Below are 19688 nucleotides of genomic sequence, written 5' to 3' on the forward strand. Positions count from 1 at the left end.
ATGCTCGTCTCGAATAATTCCGGCCCCCGTTTCTCGCCGTACGGCGACGAAGACCGCACCGAGGCCGCCACCGGCGGGCCCGGTGACACGCGCTGGGTCGCGCCCACCGCATCCGCCCCCCTCGCCGCCCGCGTCATGCTGCCGGGCTCGAAGTCGCTGACGAACCGCGAGCTGGTGCTGTCGGCGCTGGCCGATGCGCCGTCGCTGCTACGACGGCCGCTGCACTCGCGCGACAGCCGCCTCATGATCGAGGCGCTGCGCTCGCTCGGCGTCGGCATCGAGGAGGTCGATGGCGATGGGATGTTCGGCCCCGATCTGCTCGTCACTCCGGCCGACGAGTTGGCCGGGTCGACCTCGATCGACTGCGGGCTCGCCGGCACCGTGATGCGCTTTCTGCCGCCGCTCGCGGCGCTCGCGCTCGGCCCCGTCGCCTTCGACGGCGACGAGTCGGCGCGCCGACGCCCGATGCGCACGACGATCGAGTCGCTGCGCGCGCTTGGCGTTGACGTGAACGACGACGGTCGGGGTGCGCTGCCGTTCAGCCTCTGGGGTACCGGCTCGGTGCGCGGCGGCGAGCTCGAGATCGACGCGAGCGCCTCAAGTCAGTTCGTCAGCGGGCTGCTGCTCGCAGCGGCCCGCTTCGAGGAGGGCCTGGTGCTGCGCCACACGGGTGAGCACCTGCCGTCGATGCCGCACATCGAGATGACGGTGCAGACGCTCGCCGACCGCGGCGTCACCGTCGACAGCCCCGAGCGCGGGGTGTGGGTCGTCGCGCCCGGACCGATCGCGGGCCGCGATGTCGAAATTGAACCCGATCTGTCGAACGCCGCGCCCTTCCTCGCAGCGGCGCTCGTGGCCGGCGGCACCGTAACGATCGACGGCTGGCCCGCGCGCACCACCCAGGTCGGCGCCGACCTCGCCCACCTCCTCCCCCACTTCGGCGGCACCGTGCGGCACGAGGCTGACGGGGCACTCACGGTCGACGGCGGCGAGGGGCTGCGCGGTGGCCGCGCGATTCCCGGCGTCGAGCTCGACCTGTCGACCGGCGGCGAACTCGCCCCCGCTCTCGTCGCGCTCGCTGCACTGGCCGACGGGCCGAGCCGCATCACCGGCATCGGGCATCTGCGGGGCCACGAGACCGACCGGCTTGCCGCGCTCAGCGCTGAGATTTCGGGCCTCGGCGGCGCCATCACTGAACTCGACGACGGTCTCGCTCTCGAGCCCGCGACGCTCAGCGGCGGGCCGTGGCGCGCCTACGAAGACCACCGCATGGCGACCGCGGGGGCCATCATCGGCCTCGCCGTCGAGGGCGTCGAGGTCGACGACATCACGACGACGGCGAAGACCATGCCCGAGTTCCCCGAGCTGTGGCGGGGCATGCTCGCATGAGTTGGCTGCCTCCCGTCGACGACGATGACGACGAGCCCTGGGGGCAGTACGACGACTCGGCCGTGCGTGAGCGCCCGAACCCGAAGGCCAATCGCCCCCGCACGAAGCAGCGCCCGGCGCACGAGGACGCCGTCGTGGGCCGCATCATTCAGGTCGACCGCGGACGCTATTTAACACTCGTCGACGAGGGCGGCGACGACGAGCGCGAGGTGCTTGCAACCCGTGCCCGCGAGCTTCGGCGCGTGTCGATCGTCACGGGCGACCGGGTCGACGTGGTGGGCGATGTCTCGGGCGACGAGGGCAGCCTCGGCCGCATCGTTCGGGTGCACGAGCGCCGCACGCTGCTGCGGCGCAGCGCCGACGACACCGACGCCGTCGAGCGCATCATCGTCGCGAACGCCGACCAGCTCATGGTGGTCGTCGCCGCGGCCGACCCCGAACCGCGCCCGAGGCTCATCGACCGGTACCTCGTGGCCGCCTTCGACGCCGGCGTGACCCCGCTGGTGGTCGTGACGAAGACCGACTTGCGCGACCCGGCCGAGCTCATCGCGCCGCTTCAGGCACTGGGCGTCGAGATTGTGACGAGCGCCGCATCCGACCCGCCGCTCGAGCGCCTGCGCGACCTGCTGCACGGCCGCACGACCGTGGCCGTCGGCCACTCGGGGGTCGGCAAGTCGACGCTGGTGAACCTGCTGGTGCCCGGCGCGGGCCGCGCCACGGGCGTCGTCAACGCGGTGACCGGTCGCGGCCGCCACACGTCGAGCTCGACGGTGTCGCTGCGACTGCCGGGCGGCGACGGCTGGATCATCGACACCCCGGGCGTGCGCTCGTTCGGGCTCGGTCACGTCAACCCCGACAACATCCTGACCGGGTTCCCGGACCTTGCCGCGATCGCCGAAGACTGCCCGCGGGGCTGCACGCACCTGCCCGACAGCCCCGACTGCGCGCTCGTCGACGCGGTCGAGGATGCGCGGCTCGGCGATGCGGGCGCCGCCCGCCTCGATTCGCTGCAGCGGCTACTCACCACCCTGATGCGGCCCAAAGAGTACTGAGCCTCCGACGGTTCGTTCGTCAGCGTCGGCCAGTAGATTGGCGACCGTGACTGACTCGCCGAGCGCCCGCCCCGCACCCGACGCGGTCTCTGCCGCCGAATTCGCCGCCGATCTCGAGCTGGCTCTGCGCCTCGCCGACGCCGCCGACGCCGTGTCGATCGATCGCTACCGCGCGCTCGATCTCGCCGTGTCGACAAAGCCCGACCGCACCCCGGTTACTGACGCCGACCAGGCCGTCGAGCGGGCGATCCGTGAGCTGCTCGGCGCCGAACGACCCGACGATCACATTCTGGGCGAGGAATACAGCGAGGGCGCCGATCGCACCCGCCGCGAGGGGCGGCAGTGGATCATCGATCCGATCGACGGCACCGCCAACTTTCTGCGCGGGGTGCCGATCTGGGGCACTCTGATCGCTCTCGCGGTCGACGGCGTTCCCGTCGTCGGCGTCGTAAGCTCGCCCGCGCTCGAGCGACGGTGGTGGGCCGCGCGCGGTGAGGGCGCCTGGACAACCCGCACCCTGGGCCTCGCGGGCGGCACGGCTGCGCGCCTGCGGGTGAGCGGCGTCACCGAGCTCGCCGACGCCGTCGTGTCGTACAACAGCCTGCCCGGCTGGGCCGATGCCGGCCGGCTCGACGAGATGATCGCGCTTGCGCGGGGCGCCTGGCGTGCCCGCGCGGTCGGCGACATGTGGTCGTACATGCTCGTCGCCGAGGGCGCCATCGACGTCGCTGGCGAATTCGACCTGCAGCCGTACGACATGGCGGCGCTGCAGCCGATCATCGAGGAGGCCGGTGGGCGCTTCACCTCCGTCGACGGCGACGAGGGGCCGTGGCACGGCAGCGCGCTCGCCACGAATGGCCTGCTGCACGACGCCGTACTCGACCTCGTGGCGCAGCGCTCGTTAGGCTCAGCATCGTGACGACCCGACGCCGCCTCCGCCCCCTCACCCGCCTCACGGTCGCGCTGGGCGCGGCCAGCGCTATCGCCGCCCTCGCCGGCTGCTCACTGCTCGGCGGCGGCGAGCTCGGCTCCGGCCCCTCGGCCGAGCGCGACGAGAGCGGTCAGGTCGTCGAGGGCACCGATGGCGCCGACGTCTTCACCCTGCAGGTCGGCGACTGCCTGAACGACGCCGACGCCGCCGACACCGTCTCAGAGGTGCCGGTCGTGCCGTGCGCCGACCCGCACGACAGCGAGATCTACGCTTCGGTGATTCTGGGCGGCGACACCTTCCCCGGCACCGACGCGGTGCTCGCTGAGGGCGACGAGCAGTGCGGCACCGAGTTCGACGCCTTCATCGGCATTCCCTACGTCGAGTCGATCTACGACTTCAGCTACTACTTCCCCACCGAGTCGAGCTGGGAGCGTGGCGACCGCGAGATCCTCTGCGTCATCTTCGACCCGGCCGGCCAGAAGCTGACCGGCTCGCTGGATGGCATCGCGCGCTAGCCGCACGCCGCGCATCCGGAATCGTCAGGGCACCGTGACGACGACCTTGCCGGCGATGTCTTTCGCGGCGATGGCGTCGATGGCGCTCGTCGCCTCGGCAAACGGGCGGATGCTCGTCACCGTCGACCGGAAGCTTCCGTTCGCGAGCGCCTCCAGCACCGACGACACCGTGTCGCCGATCTCCTTCTGCACGACCGCGACGAGGCGCTGCGAGACGAACAGTTTGACGAGGGGAAGCCGCATCTGCCGGTCGAAGCCCTCAAGAATCGGCCCGCCCACCCCGTCGGCGCCCACGATCACGAGCGTGCCGCGCGGCGTGAGCGCCCGACGCAGCACGTGCAGCGGCCGGCCGTCGGCCATGTCGATCACGACGTCGAAGGTGCCCCAGGCCGCAGGCGTGCTCTCGACCCGGTAGTCGATAAACCGGGCAACGCCGAGACCCTCGACGAACGCGCGCTTGCGGGCGCTCGCGACGGCCGTGACCTCGGCCCCGGCACGCTTTGCGAACTGCACGACCGCCGCACCCACGCCGCCGCCGGCGCCGATCACCAGCACACGCTGGCCGGGCTGAACGCGGGCGGCATCCTGCACCGTCTGCAGGGCTGTCGCGTACGAGACGGGCGCGGCGGCAGCATCCGTCATCGAAACGCCGTCGGGGATGATGGCGAGCTTCGTCGCGGACGCGACGGCGTACTCGGCGAACGCCCCGGAGGCGGTGCCGGCGACGCGGTCGCCGAGGGAGATGCCCGTGACGCCCGCGCCGAGGGCGACGACGCGGCCGGCGAGCGCGAGGCCGGGAACCGGCTGGCGCGGGGTGCGCAGCCCGATAACGGGGCGCACCATGCGGGGGCTGCCCGTCATGAGGTGAATGGTGCCCGAGTCGGGGCTCACGGCCTCGACGCGCACGAGCACCTGGCCGCGGCCGGGGGTCGGCACGGGGCGGGTGCGCTCGTGCAGCACCGCTTTGGCCTGGCCGTAGCCGTGCTGCTCGAGGGCGCGCATCGTGGTGGGGAGGGTGGAGGGGCTGCTGGTGGTGGTCATGAGGGTTCTCGATTCTGGGGTGGTGGTTGTGGGCGTGTGTGCTCGCTACGCGCCGTCGGGGTAGCGGAAGACCTCGTCGAGGCTGACGCCGAAGACGCGGGCGATCTGGAAGGCGACCTCGAGCGACGGCGAGTACTTGCCCTGCTCGATCGCGTTGATCGTCTGGCGAGTAACGCCGAGGGCGTCGGCGAGCTGACCCTGCGTCATGCCGCCGTGCGCCTCGCGGAGGGCGCGGATGCGGTTTTCGACGCGCGTCGGCTTCACCACGAGGGCACCCCGAAGCGGTGCATCACGATGCGTGCCAGCGACGAGAGGAGGCCCGAGGTGACGAACGCGAGGTAGATAACGTTGCCGATCCAGAAGTGGTCGACCTCGACGATCGCGAGGATCAGCGCCGCCATCCCCCCGATCGTGACAAAGGAGGCGCCGACCGCGTCGGCGAGGCGGGCGATCTGCTTGTCGCGCATGTCAGTGAGCCGACCCGAGCGCCCGCCGGCGATGGCGATCGCAATCGAGCCGATGATGGTCACGACGAGCCCCCCGCCGACGGTCCAGGCGACGAGGTCGCCGTAGGCGGTGTCGACGAGCGGGCCGTCGCCCGCTCGGTCAAACAGCAGCCAGAGGTATGCGGCATAGGTGCCGATGGCGGTGATGAATTGCCAGACGGCGACTCGGGCATCGAGGCTCATGGCGCGCATCCTTTCGGGGGGAGGTGAGGGTGGGGTGGCGATTCTCGTGTGTCAAGAATTCTTGACACTCCGAACGGTAGGGGGCACCCGCGCATCGTGTCAAGAATTTTTTACACCGTGGGATGCTCACACGGCTCACAGCGACAGCCCCGATAGCGTCGAGGCCGTGACCCACGAGAACTCGACAACGCCGTTCACTGACCTCGAATCGTTCATCGCCCTGCCGCGCATCGACGCGGTCGCGCTCTCGCCGGACGGCGAGCGGGCCATTCTGACGGTCGCGACGCTCGCGGCCGACCGCACGAGCTACGAGCGCGCGCTCTGGGAGGTGCCGACGCGTGCCGACGGCGGTGCGCCGCGCCGCCTGACCCGCTCGGCGAAGGGCGAAACCGGCGTCGCGTTCACGCCCGCCGGCGACGTGCTGTTCGTTTCGGCGCGGCCCGACGCGGAGGCGGGAAGCGACGCCGAGGAGGCCGGCCAGCTGTGGCTGCTGCCCGCCCGCGGCGGTGAGGCCCGGCCCGTCACTCGCCTGGCCGGGGGCGTCTCGGGCGTCGCGGCGACCGCGCTCGAGAGCGAGCACATCGTTCTCGCCGCCGACTTACTGCCCGGCGCCGACACCCTCGAAGACGAGGCGGCGGCCCGCGCCGAGCGCAAGAAGCGCAAGGTCGCGGCGATCCTGCACGAGAGCTACCCCGTGCGCTTCTGGGACCACGATCTGGGGCCCGCCGAGCCGCACCTGATCGCGCTCGAGCTCAGCGAACTCGCCGACCAGCTGCCCGAGCGGCCCGCGCCGGGCGCGGCCGCGGCAGGCCAAGCCTCAGCCGACGCGGGCGGCACCGACGGTGAGGCGAGCGGCGACGGCGACGCGGGGGCAGCATCCGCCCCGTATGCGCCCGAGCTGCCCCGGCCGCGCGACCTGACCCCGCACCCCGGCCGCTCGGCGAACACGGCCGGCCAGGCGCTGACGCCCGACGGCGCGACGCTCATCGTTGCCCGCCAGATCGCGACCCGGGGCCTTGGCCGCCACGAGTTCGTCGCGATCGACGTCGCCACGGGCGACACGCGCGTGCTGTTCTCGGAGGAGAACGTCGGGTTCCAGGGCCCGGTTCTCAGCCGCGACGGCCGCACCCTCGCCTACACGCGCGCCCCGCACAGCACGCCCGCCGGCCCCGCCGACCGCGAGCTATGGGTCAGCGACGTCGACGGCGGCAATGCGCGACGCATCGCCGAAGGCTGGGATCGCTGGGCAAGCGAGTACGCCTTCGCCCCCGACGGGGCGAGCCTGTACGCGATCGCCGACGACAACGGGCGTGCGCCGATCGTGCGCATTCCGCTCGACGGCGGCGAGGTCACGCGCGTCACGAACGACGACTACGCCTACAGCGGCCTGCAGGTCGATGCGCGCGGCGGCCAACTCGTCGCCCTGCGCTCGAGCTGGCTCGAGCCGCCGCACCCCGTGTCGGTTGATGTCGCCTCGGGCGCGGTGGCTGCGCTGCCCTCCCCCGCGGTGCTGCCCGCCACCGTGGGCGAGCTCGTCGAGGTCGAGACGACGGCCGACGACGGCGCGCGCGTGCGCGGCTGGCTGCTGACACCCGAGGGCGCTTCGGCCGACAGCCCGGCGCCGCTGCTGCTGTGGATTCACGGCGGCCCGCTTAACAGCTGGAACGCATGGAGCTGGCGCTGGGCCCCGCAGCTCGCCGTCGCCCGCGGCTACGCGGTGCTGCTGCCCGACCCGGCGCTGTCGACGGGCTACGGCCTCGACTTCATCGCCCGCGGCTGGAACGCGTGGGGGAAGGCTCCGTTCACCGACCTCATGTCGATCACGGATGCGGTCGTCGCGCGCGACGACATCGACGAGACGCGCACCGCCGCCCTCGGCGGCTCGTTCGGCGGGTACATGGCCAACTGGGTGGCCGGCCACACCGACCGCTTCGACGCGATCGTCACGCACGCGAGCCTCTGGGCGCTCGACCAGTTCGGGGGTACGACCGACAACTCGGCGTACTGGCTGAGCATCTTCGACGAGCAGGGCCTCGCCGAGAACTCACCGCACCACTCGCTTCAGAACATCAGCACGCCGATGCTCGTCATTCACGGCGACCGCGACTACCGCGTGCCGATCGGCGAGAGCCTGCGCTTGTGGTCAGAGCTTGCGGCCACGTTCTCGGACGACGAGGGGAAGCTGCCGCACAAGTTCCTCTACTACCCCGACGAGAACCACTGGATTCTGAAGCCCCAGCACGCGATCGTCTGGTACGAGACGGTGTTCGCGTTCCTCGCCGAGAACGTGCTCGGCGAGGGGTGGCAGCGGCCGAAGAACCTCGGTTAGTGCGCGAGTCGTCGGCCGGCGCTGAGGAGATCAGCGCTGGTCGACGATCTCCTTACCCAGGGGCAGCAGCGCGACGGGCACCATCTTCAGGTTCGCCCACGCGAACGGGATGCCGATGATGGTGATCGCGAGAGCCAGCGCCGAGACGATGTGCCCGAGCGCCAGCCACCACCCGGCGAGCACGACCCAGAGCACGTTTCCGATCGCGGCGCCGACGCCCGCGGTGGGCCGGTCGACGATCGTCTTGCCGAACGGCCACAGCGAGTACAGCCCGATGCGGGCCGACGCGATGCCGAACGGGATCGTGACGATCAGGATGAACATGATGACTGCCGCGAGCATGTAGCCGAGGAACAGCCAGAAGCCCGACAGCACGAGCCAGATCACGTTCAGGATGAGTCGCATCAGGCCAGTCTGTCAGGCAGCCCCGGCATGCTGCGTCGCTGATGGGGGACGTCAGCGGGGCTGCACGTTGTAGAGCACCCCTTCCTCGCCCGGCGCCGTCGACAGGTTCACGAAGACGCGAAACTCGTCGGAGGCGTAGGTGCGGTTCACGGTGCCGTCGTCGTTCTCGGCCTCGCCGTCGAGTGTGAAGCCCGCCGCCTCAAGCTGTGCGCGGGCCTGCTCGCTGGCCTCGGTGAGATCGGCGTCGGGCACGACGCGGGCGCCCCAGAACACCGTTCCGCTGTCGACGGCAAACGCGTCAACGATGACACCATCAACCACGGGAACGACGGCCGGCCAGGTGTCGGGCAGCGGCACAGCGGTGAGCGAGGGCTCATCCTCCGGTTCAGCCGCGCCGTCGTCGTCACCCTCCGTCTCGACGGGTGCCGGTGCCGAGCTTTCGGGTGGCGCGTCGCCACCCGTCGCCGCTTCGGGAGAACTGGGCGCGCACGCCGTCAACGTGACGGCGAGGGCTGCGGCGGCGATGAACGCCAAACGTGACGGCATGATGGGGCCTTTCTCAGAGCGGGCGAGGTGAACGAGGAGTGCGACGCGCGCCCCTAGCGGCGGAAGACCACGGGGATCGCGGCCGGGTCGTTGAGGGGCGTGAGGGTCAGGGTCGTCGCATCGCAGGCGACGTCGAGGTCGTCCGACCACGGCGTGCTCGACGGATCGCCGAGCGCGCCCTCGAGCGGGACGCCGTCAATCTCCACCTCGTTCTGAGCGGAGAGCGGCCCCGCCTCCCCCGGGTCCAGAATCAGAATGTCGCTGACGGTGTACCAGGTGCCCGACTCGTCGCCGTCGAAGCCGAGAACCCACTGCAGATCGCCGCCGTTACCCGAGCCCGTCGTCACCGTCCGCAGTGCGCTTCCGACGACGCGGTAGGCCTGATCGGCGTCCAACGTTAGGCTGAGCGATCCCGTCGTTTCCACGACCGGGTCGGTCAGATCAGAGCTGACCACGCCGAGAATTCCCGCCTCCCATGAGTCGATGTCGAGCATCCACGAGCCCACGAAACAGGTGTCGGGTTCGGCGTCGAGAGGTGCCGCGTCGTCACCGGGATCGAATGGGGGCACACTCGGTGCGGGGGTGGCGGGCGTCGCGGACGCCGCAGGAGCTACCGACTCGGTCTCTCCTCCGACAGCGCTGCACGCGCTGAGTGCGACGACTGACGCGATGGCGCCCCCGATAAGGGCGGGTGAACTCGGGCTTCTTCTCCGGAATGACATCGCTGTTGACCGTACGGCGAGGCTTCTGTTGCCGCCATAGGCAAGAACTACTCAGCGCTGCGGCAGAAGCGCCCAGCTAGTCGGCGTGCGCCCCGACGTCGACCACGCGGTCGGCCCGCTCGACGACCGCCGGGTCGTGCGTGGCGACGATCGCGGCGACGTTGTCGTCGCGCACGCGCGCCACGATGACGTCCATGATCGCGGCGCCGGTGGCGCTGTCGAGCTGGCTGGTCGGCTCGTCGGCGATCAGGATGCGCGGGTGCGTCACGAGGGCCCGCGCGATCGCGACGCGCTGCTGCTGGCCGCCGGACAATTCGTCGGGCCGCTGGCGCGTGTGGGCGCTGAGACCGACGGCGTCGAGCGCGGCGGCGACCCGCGCATCCCGTTCGGACGGTGCCGTGCGCGCGATGCGCAGCGGCACCTCGACGTTCTCGGCGGCGGTGAGCAGCGGGATCAGTCCAAAGGTCTGCGCGACGAAGCCGAGCGTGTCACGCCGCAGTTCGGCGGCCTCGGCCTCGCTGAGGCTCGCCAGCTCGCGGCCGTCGACCGTGACGGCGCCGGCGTCGGGCGCGTCGAGCCCCGCGAGGATCGACAGCAGCGTCGTTTTTCCGGTGCCGGACGCGCCGCGCACGACGACGAGTTCGCCGGCCCGCGCATCCAGGTCGATGCCGGCAAGGACGGTGTGGGCGGTGTCGCCGCGGCCGTAGGCGCGGGCGATGCCGCGGGCGGTGAGCAGGGCGTCGGTCATGACTGCTCCTCCCCCGCTCTCGCGGTGTCGGGATCGGCGCTCGACGGCGACGGGCGCGGCGCGGTATCGCCGGGGAAGATCGCGATGCGGTCGCTCTCGAGCGCGAGCCGCACGCGGTCGCGCAGCTCGAGCGCCTCGAGGTAGTCGCTCGGCAGCTGGAGGCGACCGACGCGATCGAGCACGGCGAACTCTTCGGCGACGTGCTCGTCGACGCCGTCGGCTCCGCGCACGACGCTGCGCACGGTCTCGGTCGAGGTGCGCCCATCGCGGATGCGCACGGTGCGGTTCACGTGATCGGCGACGGTGTGGTCGTGGGTCACGATGAGCATGGTCACGCCAAGCTCGGCGTTGACGCGGCGCATGGCGGCGAGCACGTCGGCCGAAGCTGCCTCGTCGAGCTCGCCCGTCGGCTCGTCGGCGAGCAGCACGCGCGGCGTGTTGGCGAGCGCGACCGCGATGGCGGCGCGCTGCTGCTGGCCGCCCGACAGCTCGTGCGGCAGGCGGTCGGCGACGTCGGCGATGTGCAGCAGCTCGAGCAGTTCGGTGACGCGGGCCGCGCGGTTCGTTCGACCCTCGCGGCGAGCGGTGCCGGCGAGTGCGATGACGGCGGCGACGTTCTCGGCCGTGGTCAGGTACGGCAGCAGGTTCTGGCTGGTCTGCTGCCAGACGAAACCGACCGTGTGCCGCTGGTAGTCGATGCGCTGCCGGCGGGTGAGCGCGAGCAGGTCGACGCCGGCGACGCGCACGGAGCCGGCCGTCGGGGTGTCGAGCCCCGAGAGGATGGTCAAGAGCGTCGACTTGCCCGACCCGCTCGCCCCGATGATCGCCACGAGCTCGCCCGAGTCGATGCGCAGGTCGAGGCCCTGCAGGGCCTGCACCTCGACGCCGGGCGCGGTGAAGACGCGCACGAGGCCGTGGCACTCGATGCCCGCGTCGCGCGCCTCGGCGGCGTGTGCTGGCGTTGTGGCCCCGGTCATCATCGTCATGCTCTCATTCCTCTCTTACACCCCACCCGTCAGCAGGCCGAGGGGCACCAGCCGCGCGACGAGCAGGGCGACGGCAATACCCAGTGGCGCGCCCAGCACAGCGGCGACCACCGTCGGTGCCACGAACTCCCACGCGGCGAGCGCCCGGGCGCGACGGCGCTCGACACCCAGCATCTGCAGAGTGGCCACGGTCTGCGTGCGCGCGGCGCGCGTCTGCACGACGCTGAGAGCCACGGCGGTCACCGTCAGCACGGCCGCGGCCACGATCACGGCGGTGAGGGCCGCCGCGAAGCCCGTCACGGCGGGGCGCTCGGCGGTGGCGGCGGCCACGTCGGCGGCGAGCGCGATCGTGGCGTTCGAACCCGCGGCCTCGATGAGGCGGGCCGAATCGGGGAGGCCGAGGGCAGCATCCGCATCGACGAGCAGCGCGGCGGCGACCAGCTCGCGGTCCTCACCCGCCGCGTCGACGGCGGCAAGGAAAGCGTCGCGATCGACGAGCACCCAGCGCCCTGCGCCCAGCGGGTTCGCCGCGGCCGCGACCTCGCCGACAATCTCGACGGGGATGCCCGCGACCGCGATCGGCGTGGGTGCCGAGTTGAGCACCTCGGGCGTGGTCAGCGCGGCTGGCCCGTCAGCGGCGGCGAGCTGGGCGGCCGCCGCGGGCGGCACGAGGTCGGGGCGCATGGCGGCCAGAGTGTCGAGATCGGCGAGCACGAGCTGGGCGCGGCTCGTCGTCGTGGTGCTGTCAGACGAGATGCCGGCGAGCCCCGCGTCGCTCAGTTCGACGACGGCGGCCACGCCGGGCAAGGCGGCGATGGCCTCGGCGCTTCCGGGTTGCGCATCGTCGATGCGCGCGTCGGCGCCGACCGTCGCCCGGGCGCCCGTGTCGATGCCGCCGGTCACCGTCGCCGACAGGGTGAGCGCGCTGACGGCGACGGATGCTCCCATCACGACCGCGAGGACAGTCGCGAGCCCGGCAAGCGGGCTGCGCGCGGTGCGGGTGGCGCCGAGGTAGGCGATGAGGCCGCGGCGGGGGCGCAGCAGGCGGGCGACGCCGGCAAGCAGCGCCGGGTAGAGGCGCAGTGCGAGCGCGCCGGCCGCGAGCGTGACGAGCAGCGGAGTGGCGAGCGCGAGCAGGTCGCTCGCCGGAGCACCCGTGGTGTCGGCAGACGGGCGGGCCAGCAGCAGCGCGAGCGCGAGGCCTGCGAGCACGACGAGAAGCGCCTCGCCGATGAGCCGCAGTCGGGCGGGCGGCAGAATGCGGCGCATCGCGGAGGGCGCTGTGCCGCGCACGCCGAGCGGCCAGGCGGCAAGCAGCGCGGCGGGCAGCAGCGCGATGGCGACGGGGACGGCAACCCAGCCGGGCGCCACGGTCGCGGGCACGAGTGCGGCGGCAACACCGGCCCCGATGGCACCCGCGGGCACCCCGATGAGCACGCCCTCGAGGGCGAGCAGCCCGCGGGCAATGCGGGGGCCCGCGCCTCGCGCAATGGCCAGCGCGGTGGCGGTGCGGCGACGAGCGACGATGAGCGCGCTACTGGCGACCATGACGACCGCGAGCAGGGCGACGATCGTGCTGACGGCGACGGCGAGCACGGTCGAGAGCACCTCGGCCGAGCGCACGCTGCGGTCGACGGCGTCGGCGAGCTCGGAGGTGAAGGTCACCGTCGTCGCAACGGTCGCCTGCTGCAGCACCTGCGGCTGCACGGTGAACGCCCGCAGGGCCGCGCCGATCTCGCGGGCATCGCTCGCGGTGAGCTCGCCGACCTCGACGGGGAACCAGATGGTGGAGGTGATCGACTCGAAAATCGCCTGTTCGGGGTTCACGTAGGCGGTCGCCCAGACCTCGGTCGGCTGATCACCGTTCGTGAGAACCGCAGCCTCTCGCGACACGGGGAGGTGCGACCAGTAACGGTCGTCCGGGTCTTGCGGCGCGAAGGTACCGACCAGAACGGCAGGTAGACCGAATTGCTGGTCCCGCACCTCGCCGAGTTCCCATTGCATGTCTTCCGCCGCCTCGACCGACAGCATGATCTCGGTATCCTCCGTTGGCAGGGCGCCAGCGTTGGTGGTTGACTCCGGCATTCGACCGTCCACCAGCTCTATACGCTGAGCAATACGCGGGTCGCGAGCGTAGGCGATGGAGAACTGCGTGGTGTCGCCACCACCATCACGGCGGGCGACAGCGATGCGCTCGTCGGACGCAATGCTCGTGCGTTCGACGTAGTCGGCTGGCTCCGTGATGGCCTGCGCCGCTGTCGGCAAGGTCTGCCGCAGCGCTTCGAGCTGCTCCTCTGCGTTGCCGTAGAACTCCGCATTCTCGGAAGGCAGAGTGCTGCCTTCCGAGACCTCACCGGGCCCCACGGGCAGCGGCGTTCCCGTCGCGAAAGCGCGCAGGTCGCGCTGCACGTCGCTGAGCGGCGCGAGCTCGGCCCGCACATCGGCCGACAGCACCTGTTCGAGCGCCCGCGGGGCGACACTCGTCGCCGCGGCCGCGACGAGCACGATGAGCGCCAGGCCCAGGGCGCCCGCCAGCCCCGCCCGCAGGTGGCGCGCGATGAGGGCGAAAGTCGAGAGGTGGCTACTCACGCGGCCTCACCCCCGCGCGGGCGCGCGCGATCGGTGCGCTGTGCGAGGCGGCGGGCCATCACGACGAGCCCCAGGATCGTGACCAGCACCGCGACGCCGAGCAGCGCCGCCAGCGGAACACCCGCGACCGTCAGGGTGAGCGGGTACGGCTGCGTGGGCGCGGTGATCGCCGCGCGCACGAACGCCGGCATGACCGCCCCCGCCGCGAGTGCACCACCCGCGGCGCCGACGAGCGCGGCGATGCCGGCGGCAAGCCCCAGCTCGCCCGCCCGGGCACGGCCGAGCACCCGGCCTGGCACCCCGAGCGCGCGGAGGCCCGCGAGCTCGCCCCGTCGCGCGCGGTCAATCGTGACCGCGGTCGCGGCGAGCGCGACGAGCGCGAGCAGCAGGCCGGCGGCGGCACCGATCCAGAGCGTGAGGCGCGCGGGAGCGACGAGGCGCGCATCCCCGTCAGAGCGTTCGATGAGCGCGCCGGGCACCGCCGCCTCGCGGAGGGCGGCCGCCGCGGCCTGGATGTCGTCGGAGTCGACCCACACCTCGGCCGTGAACGGCACGCGCCGGTCGTCGACGGCGAGCGCGCCCACGAGCGCGTCGCGCTCGGCGGCAACGGCGAGCGCCGTGCGGGCCCCGGCAACGGCATCGACGGCGGCGACGGCGACGGTCAGCCGCCCTCCGGTGATGCTCAGCTGTGCCGTGTCGCCGACCGCGAGCCCGTAGCGGCTCGCAAAGGCGGGTGACACGGTCACCGGCAGACCGTCGGCGGATGCGGTGCCCGCGTCGCCCGCGGACGCCCCGGACCCCGCGTTCGGCACCGCGACGAGCGACACCTCGTCAGACTGCACCCGCACCTCGGCGGTGAGCACCACGCGCGCATCGCGCACGCCCTCGGCGCTCCGCACGGCAGCGACGTCGACACTGTCGACGAGCGCGGCAGCAGGCGGTACCGACCCGGGCGCGCTCGGCAGCACGAGGCGCAGCTCGCCTCCGGTGCGCAGCGGCGCCGCGCGCTCGTCGGCCCGTTGCCACGTGCCGTCAAAGGTGGCCGCGACAATGACCCCCCCGGTCGCGAGGGAGACCAGCAGCACGGGCACGGCGAGCACCCCGGTGCCGCGGGCGAGTTGCCGGGCGGCGAGGGCCGCACGCAGGCCGGGGCGGGCGGCGGCACGGCGGGCGATGAGCCGCGCGAGCGGGCCAAGCAGCGCCACGGTGATCACGGCGACCAGCAGCAGTGCGCTGACGGGTGCGAGCGCGGCGAGCAGGTCGATCGCGGGCGCCCCGGCGGCGGTCTCGGTGAGCGGCGTGCCGAGGGTCGCGATGCGCCAGCCGGTCAGCGCCGCGAGCGCGAGGGCGATGACCGCCAGCACGGGCAGCGCCGCGAAGCGGTCGCTCGCGCGACGGGCGGACGACTCACCCAGCGGGCGGTTGACGTCGGCCGCGGTGAGCGCGAGCTGGGTGAGAACGGCGCCGAGCGCGACGGCGAGCGGCGCCGTGAACGGGTCGAGAGCATCCGAACCGGTGAGGGCGGCAACGAGGGCGAGGCCGCCCGCGGTGACGGCGGCGGCGAGCCCCGCGACGACGAGCATTTCGAGGCCGGCGAGGCCGACCAGGCGGGCGGCGGATGCTCCGCGCACGCGCACGAGGCGCGTCTCGCCCGCGCGTGACACCACGAGCAGGCGCGCGAGCAGGGCGATCGTGACGCCGCCCGTCACAGCGATGAGCGACAGCGGGATGGGGGCGACCGCTTCGGCGGCGGCGAGCGGGCCCGCCACCGAGCGCAGCGTTGTGGCGAGATCGCCGGCGAAGATGAGGCCGCCGCGGCCGGCCTCGGGGTCGCTGCGCAGGGCGCGGGCGAGGCCGTCGAGGCCGTTCGCGAGCGTCGTCAGGCCCGCGACGGTCACGGGGCCGGGCGCCGGAGTGAGCGTGAACCGCGTGACGGGGTCGGTGCTGAGGGCCGCCAGCACGGCGCCGTCGACGAGCAGCGGGCCGACCGGGGCGCCGTCGGCGTCGACGCCCGAGCCGATCGTCGGCTCGCCGAACCAGAGCGGGTTGCCCGCGTCGATCGGCAGCCACGTGGCGACCACCTCGAGGGTGAGGGGTGCGTCGTTGGCCGTCGCGTCGGGGTCGATCGTGATCGTGTCGCCGAGGGCGAGACCGAGGGCGTCAGCGGCGGTAGCGTGCAGGGCGGTCTCGCCCTCCGCAGCCGGGGCCGTGCCCGTGAGGGTGACGTGAGGCAGGGCGCTCGCGGTGTCGAGCAGGGTGAGGCGGGAATCCGCCCCCGACGCCTCGACCGGGACCGCGGTCGCCTGCAGGCTGCGGGTGGTGACGACCGCGTCCGCGCCCAACTCGCGATCGATCACACGCGTGAATGCGGCGATGCGGGCATCCGCCTCATCGCCGAGACGCGCCTCGGCGCGCACTGCGCCCGCGGTGCCCGTCGCCTCGCGCAGCACCTCGCCGGCCGCGCGCCCCAGGCCGTCGCCGAGCACCGCCGTCACCGCGGCCAGCAACGCCGACACGACGATCACCATGGCCGCGATGGCCGCGAGCACCGCGCGGCGCGAGAGCAACCGCTTGGCGGCGAAGGTGCGAACTGACACGCGCCGGACATCTCCTATGGTGAGGGAATATCCGACGCTAACAGCCGAACGCCCGCCCGGGCGCCAGAACTTTGACCGCTCGCGGCACGTTCGCATTTGTCCGGGCAGATGCCGATGAAGACAGCGCCCACCACGCTGTTACCGACGCGCGCGTAGGTCATCCGTAATTTCCGCCGCCGCCCGCTGAAGCCGGGCCAGAAAGCGCGTCTGAAGCTCGTCGATTTCGACGCGGCTGGCGTGCGCCGAGGCGTTGATAGCCGCAACGACCACGCCTCGGGTGTCCCGAATCGGGACGGCGATTGAACGCACACCGATTTCTAGCTCCTGGTCAACAATCGACCAGCCGCGCTCGCGTACGAGGTTGATCTCGTCACGCAGGGCCGCGCGCCTCGTGATTGTGGATGACGTGCGTCTGTCAAGCGTCGCGGTCGCGAGAAGTCGGTCGAGTTCGTCGTCGCTCAGGGCCGCGAGCATGACTCGGCCCATCGACGTGAGCACGGCGGGAAGGCGTGTTCCGACTGCGAGGTTAATCGACATGATGCGGGCGGTTGGCGCGCGTGCGATGTAGACGATGCTGTCGCCGTCGAGCACACTGGCGCTGCACGATTCGTGCAACTCCTCGCCCGCGAGGCGCAGGTGCTCGCTCGCGATCTCGGCGAGCGACAGGGACGAGAGGTAGGCGTAGCCGAGCTGCAGAACGGCGGGGCGCAAACTGAACTGACCGCCATCATTCGCGACATAGCCCAGATGCTGCAGCGTAATGAGGAACCGTCGAGCGGCAGCGCGGGTGAGACCAGTGCGGCGCGCAACCTCGGACAGGGTCATGACCGGCTTGTCAGCTGAGAACGAACGAATAACGTGAAGGCCGCGTTCAAGCGACTGGACGAAATCTGCGGGACGGTCGGGCGCATCGGAATCGGTCACGGAGAGCCTCGCTTCGGAAGAGGATGCAAACGGCCGCTGGAACGAGACCGACCCACGCAGAAAATGTACGGTACGCGAACCGCCGCCCGAGCTCGAGTCGCTGAGCCGTTCGGAGAGAGGGCGAGGTTGTCGTGTCCAACCCCTCCAACAGTGCGTGACAGCGTCTCTTTGTGGTGGAGATGGGGGGAATCGAACCCCCGTCCACTGCTGTGAGCCTGAGCCTTCTACGGGCGTAGTCTGCTGAGACGTTCTGCTCGGCCCCGACCTTTGTTGCAGACCCCTAGGTCGACGGGCCCAGCCTCAGTTCGAGTCCCGTGTGGCCCTGAGACACAACCACACAGCTAGCCCCCTTAATGACGCCAGCGACCGGGGCGGAGGCACACCCGGGCTGACGGACTTTCTACTCTGCCTTAGGCGGCGAGAGCGAAGTCGGTGCGCTTAGCATTGGCACCTGTTGTTTGCAGAGATCGTTTACGAGATAACCCTGCATCCTCGACCCGCTTCTCACAGTTTCGCAGGCAGTGTCGAAACCGATCATCCCCGTGGGACTCGCAGCGTGCATCCGCCCTCAAAAAAATGAAAAATGGATGCTCGTGCGAGCGAGTCGCTGTCACGCACTGTGGAGTTTCGTGAGCCGTTGGCTGCCGTTCGGGCCGGCCACCGGCGGTCTCGTACGCTCGCGGGCACCCGCGGCGTAGCCCTTCAGTATAGCGGCGCTAGACCCGATCGGGAACCCGGCCGGCGACACGAGCGCGCAGATCGATGAGCGCCATGGTGAGCGCGATGGCGACGAAGAACACCACGACGAAGGCGGCGTTGCGGTAGGCGTCTTGATAGACGACAAGCTGCGAGAACGAGCCCTCTTCGGCGTAGATCGTCGCGTAGAACGCCGAGGTGGCGGCGGCGAGGCCGACCGCGGTACCGACGCGCTGGCCGACCTGGCCGATCGAGCCGGCGACGCCGCCCGAGGTGACCGGCACCTCGGCGAGGGCGAGGGTCTGGTTGGGGGCGATGACGGCCCCTCCCCCGGCTCCGGCGATCAGCATCGCCAGCGCCATCGCCCACGGCACGGCGATGGCGGGCAAGAAGAGCGCGGCGGCGACCGCGCCCGAGAAGCCGATGAGCACGCCGACGAGGCCGACCACCACGATGCGGCGGCCAAACTTCTCGACGACCTTGCCCGAGTAGAACGAGGTCACGGCGCTCGCGAGCGCGAAGGGAATCGTCACCATGCCCGCGTAGACGGCGGCGAGCTCGAGGCCCATCTGCAGGAAGAGCGTGAGGGTGAGGAAGGTTGCTGGCATGGCGGCGAAGTACGCCATCGCGAGCAGCGTGGCGTTGCGGTAGCTGCGGATGCGGAACAGCGCGAAGTCGATGATCGCCGTGCGGCCGCTCGCGAGATAGCGCCGCTCCCAGGCGACGAAGCCCGCAGCGACGGCGGCGAAGAGTGCGAGGAACCACCACCGCGCCGGGTTGTCGTCAGGGCTACCGGTGGTCAGGACGAACGGCAGCATGAGGGCGAGCACGGTCGCGCCGAGCAAGAGCGTGCCGACGATGTCGAGGTCGCGCGGCCCGTCGGAGGCGGGCTGGGTGCGCGGAAGCAGCTTGTACGCGAACGGCCACAGCAGCATGACGAGCGGCACATTCATCCAGAAGATGAGGCGCCAGCCGAGGTCGTCGCCCGCGAGGCTCACGAACAGGCCACCCAAGGTCGGCCCGAAGGCGGTCGAGAGGCCGATAACGGCGCCGAAGATGCCGAAGGCGCGGCCGCGCTCGGGCCCTTGGAAGAGCTGTTGCGTAAGCCCGAGCACCTGCGGCATCAGGAGCCCCGCCGAGACTCCCTGCAAGATGCGCGAGCCGATCAGAATCTCGACGCTCGGCGCGATCGCGCAGAACAGGCTCGCGGCGAGAAAGACGATGAGCCCGCCCAAGAACATGCGGCGGCGCGAGTTGAGGTCGCCCCATCGGCCGGCCGGCACGAGCACGACGCCGAACGCCAGCACGTAGCCGGCGACGATCAGCTGCACCTCAGTGGGGCCCGCGCCGAACGCGTCTTCAATCGCCGGGATGCCCACATTGACCTTCGACAGGTCGAGGATCGTCAGCGAGGCAACGGCAACGGCGATCGAGAACGCCTGCCAGCGGGTGCGGTCAGAGTACGTCATGTCACCGCTTGCGCTTGTCGCGCCCCCCGACCGTTCAGCCACAAACGACGAGCCTACGCC

General features: G+C 71.6%; 17 protein-coding genes and 1 other RNA gene. 5 read left to right on the top strand and 13 right to left on the bottom strand.

Features of this window, described 5'->3' with window-relative positions; genetic code table 11:
• Genes aroA through EV141_RS03060 form a run of 4 tightly spaced genes read left to right on the top strand, consistent with a single transcriptional unit; the run spans nt 1 to nt 3887 of the window.
• Entirely contained in the window at nt 1–1389 is a 1389-nt protein-coding gene (aroA, locus tag EV141_RS03045; protein ID WP_130484481.1) for a 3-phosphoshikimate 1-carboxyvinyltransferase, read from the top strand.
• Entirely contained in the window at nt 1386–2441 is a 1056-nt protein-coding gene (gene rsgA / locus EV141_RS03050) for a ribosome small subunit-dependent GTPase A (protein ID WP_130484482.1), read from the top strand. The genes aroA and rsgA overlap by 4 nt, the downstream gene beginning before the upstream one ends.
• Before the next feature lie 46 nt (nt 2442–2487).
• The gene (locus EV141_RS03055; protein ID WP_130484483.1) at nt 2488–3360 is read left to right on the top strand and encodes an inositol monophosphatase family protein; all 873 of its coding nucleotides are present in this window, start codon (nt 2488–2490) and stop codon (nt 3358–3360) included.
• Entirely contained in the window at nt 3357–3887 is a 531-nt protein-coding gene (locus tag EV141_RS03060; RefSeq protein WP_241968970.1) for a septum formation family protein, read from the top strand. Before EV141_RS03055 ends, EV141_RS03060 begins: the two co-directional genes overlap by 4 nt.
• Before the next feature lie 24 nt (nt 3888–3911).
• Here EV141_RS03060 and EV141_RS03065 read toward each other — a convergent pair whose 3' ends face one another.
• Genes EV141_RS03065 through EV141_RS03075 form a run of 3 tightly spaced genes read right to left on the bottom strand, consistent with a single transcriptional unit; the run spans nt 3912 to nt 5617 of the window.
• Nucleotides 3912–4928 (bottom strand): NAD(P)-dependent alcohol dehydrogenase, encoded by a 1017-nt coding sequence (locus tag EV141_RS03065; RefSeq protein WP_130484484.1) that lies wholly within the window; start codon nt 4926–4928, stop codon nt 3912–3914.
• A 45-nt stretch (nt 4929–4973) separates the two neighbouring features.
• Entirely contained in the window at nt 4974–5195 is a 222-nt protein-coding gene (locus tag EV141_RS03070; protein WP_130484485.1) for a helix-turn-helix transcriptional regulator, read from the bottom strand.
• On the bottom strand, nt 5189–5617 hold the full coding sequence (locus EV141_RS03075) for a hypothetical protein (RefSeq protein ID WP_130484486.1): 429 nt from the start codon (nt 5615–5617) through the stop codon (nt 5189–5191). The genes EV141_RS03070 and EV141_RS03075 overlap by 7 nt, the downstream gene beginning before the upstream one ends.
• A gap of 166 nt (nt 5618–5783) precedes the next feature.
• On the opposite strand from EV141_RS03075, the gene EV141_RS03080 reads away from it, so the two are divergent.
• Nucleotides 5784–7946, top strand: coding sequence for a S9 family peptidase (locus EV141_RS03080; RefSeq protein WP_241968972.1), 2163 nt, complete (start codon nt 5784–5786; stop codon nt 7944–7946).
• Nucleotides 7947–7976: 30 nt separating this feature from the next.
• Here EV141_RS03080 and EV141_RS03085 read toward each other — a convergent pair whose 3' ends face one another.
• From EV141_RS03085 to EV141_RS03135, 10 genes are all read right to left on the bottom strand, one after another.
• On the bottom strand, nt 7977–8351 hold the full coding sequence (locus EV141_RS03085) for a YccF domain-containing protein (RefSeq protein ID WP_130484488.1): 375 nt from the start codon (nt 8349–8351) through the stop codon (nt 7977–7979).
• Between the two features lie 51 nt (nt 8352–8402).
• On the bottom strand, nt 8403–8897 hold the full coding sequence (locus EV141_RS03090; protein WP_130484489.1) for a hypothetical protein: 495 nt from the start codon (nt 8895–8897) through the stop codon (nt 8403–8405).
• A gap of 53 nt (nt 8898–8950) precedes the next feature.
• Nucleotides 8951–9466, bottom strand: a complete 516-nt coding sequence (locus tag EV141_RS03095) for a hypothetical protein (RefSeq protein WP_130484490.1) — start codon at nt 9464–9466, stop codon at nt 8951–8953.
• 229 nt (nt 9467–9695) lie between these two features.
• Nucleotides 9696–10367, bottom strand: coding sequence for an ABC transporter ATP-binding protein (locus tag EV141_RS03100; RefSeq protein ID WP_130484491.1), 672 nt, complete (start codon nt 10365–10367; stop codon nt 9696–9698).
• Nucleotides 10364–11344, bottom strand: coding sequence for an ABC transporter ATP-binding protein (locus EV141_RS03105; RefSeq protein WP_198675503.1), 981 nt, complete (start codon nt 11342–11344; stop codon nt 10364–10366). Before EV141_RS03105 ends, EV141_RS03100 begins: the two co-directional genes overlap by 4 nt.
• Nucleotides 11345–11368: 24 nt before the next feature.
• A complete protein-coding gene (locus EV141_RS03110) occupies nt 11369–13942 on the bottom strand; it encodes an FtsX-like permease family protein (protein WP_130484493.1) in 2574 nt (857 codons plus the stop codon).
• Nucleotides 13939–16539 (bottom strand): hypothetical protein, encoded by a 2601-nt coding sequence (locus tag EV141_RS03115; protein ID WP_157985491.1) that lies wholly within the window; start codon nt 16537–16539, stop codon nt 13939–13941. The genes EV141_RS03110 and EV141_RS03115 overlap by 4 nt, the downstream gene beginning before the upstream one ends.
• Before the next feature lie 138 nt (nt 16540–16677).
• Nucleotides 16678–17463 carry an IclR family transcriptional regulator domain-containing protein gene (locus EV141_RS03125; RefSeq protein WP_130484496.1) on the bottom strand — a complete coding sequence of 262 codons (786 nt, stop codon included), beginning with the start codon at nt 17461–17463 and terminating at the stop codon, nt 16678–16680.
• Nucleotides 17464–17634: 171 nt separating this feature from the next.
• Nucleotides 17635–18005, bottom strand: a transfer-messenger RNA (tmRNA) gene (gene ssrA / locus EV141_RS03130).
• Nucleotides 18006–18179: 174 nt separating this feature from the next.
• The gene (locus EV141_RS03135; protein ID WP_130484497.1) at nt 18180–19628 is read right to left on the bottom strand and encodes an MFS transporter; all 1449 of its coding nucleotides are present in this window, start codon (nt 19626–19628) and stop codon (nt 18180–18182) included.
• Nucleotides 19629–19688 lie beyond the last annotated feature (60 nt).

Source organism: Microcella putealis, from assembly GCF_004216575.1.
In the GTDB taxonomy this organism is placed as follows: domain Bacteria; phylum Actinomycetota; class Actinomycetes; order Actinomycetales; family Microbacteriaceae; genus Microcella; species Microcella putealis.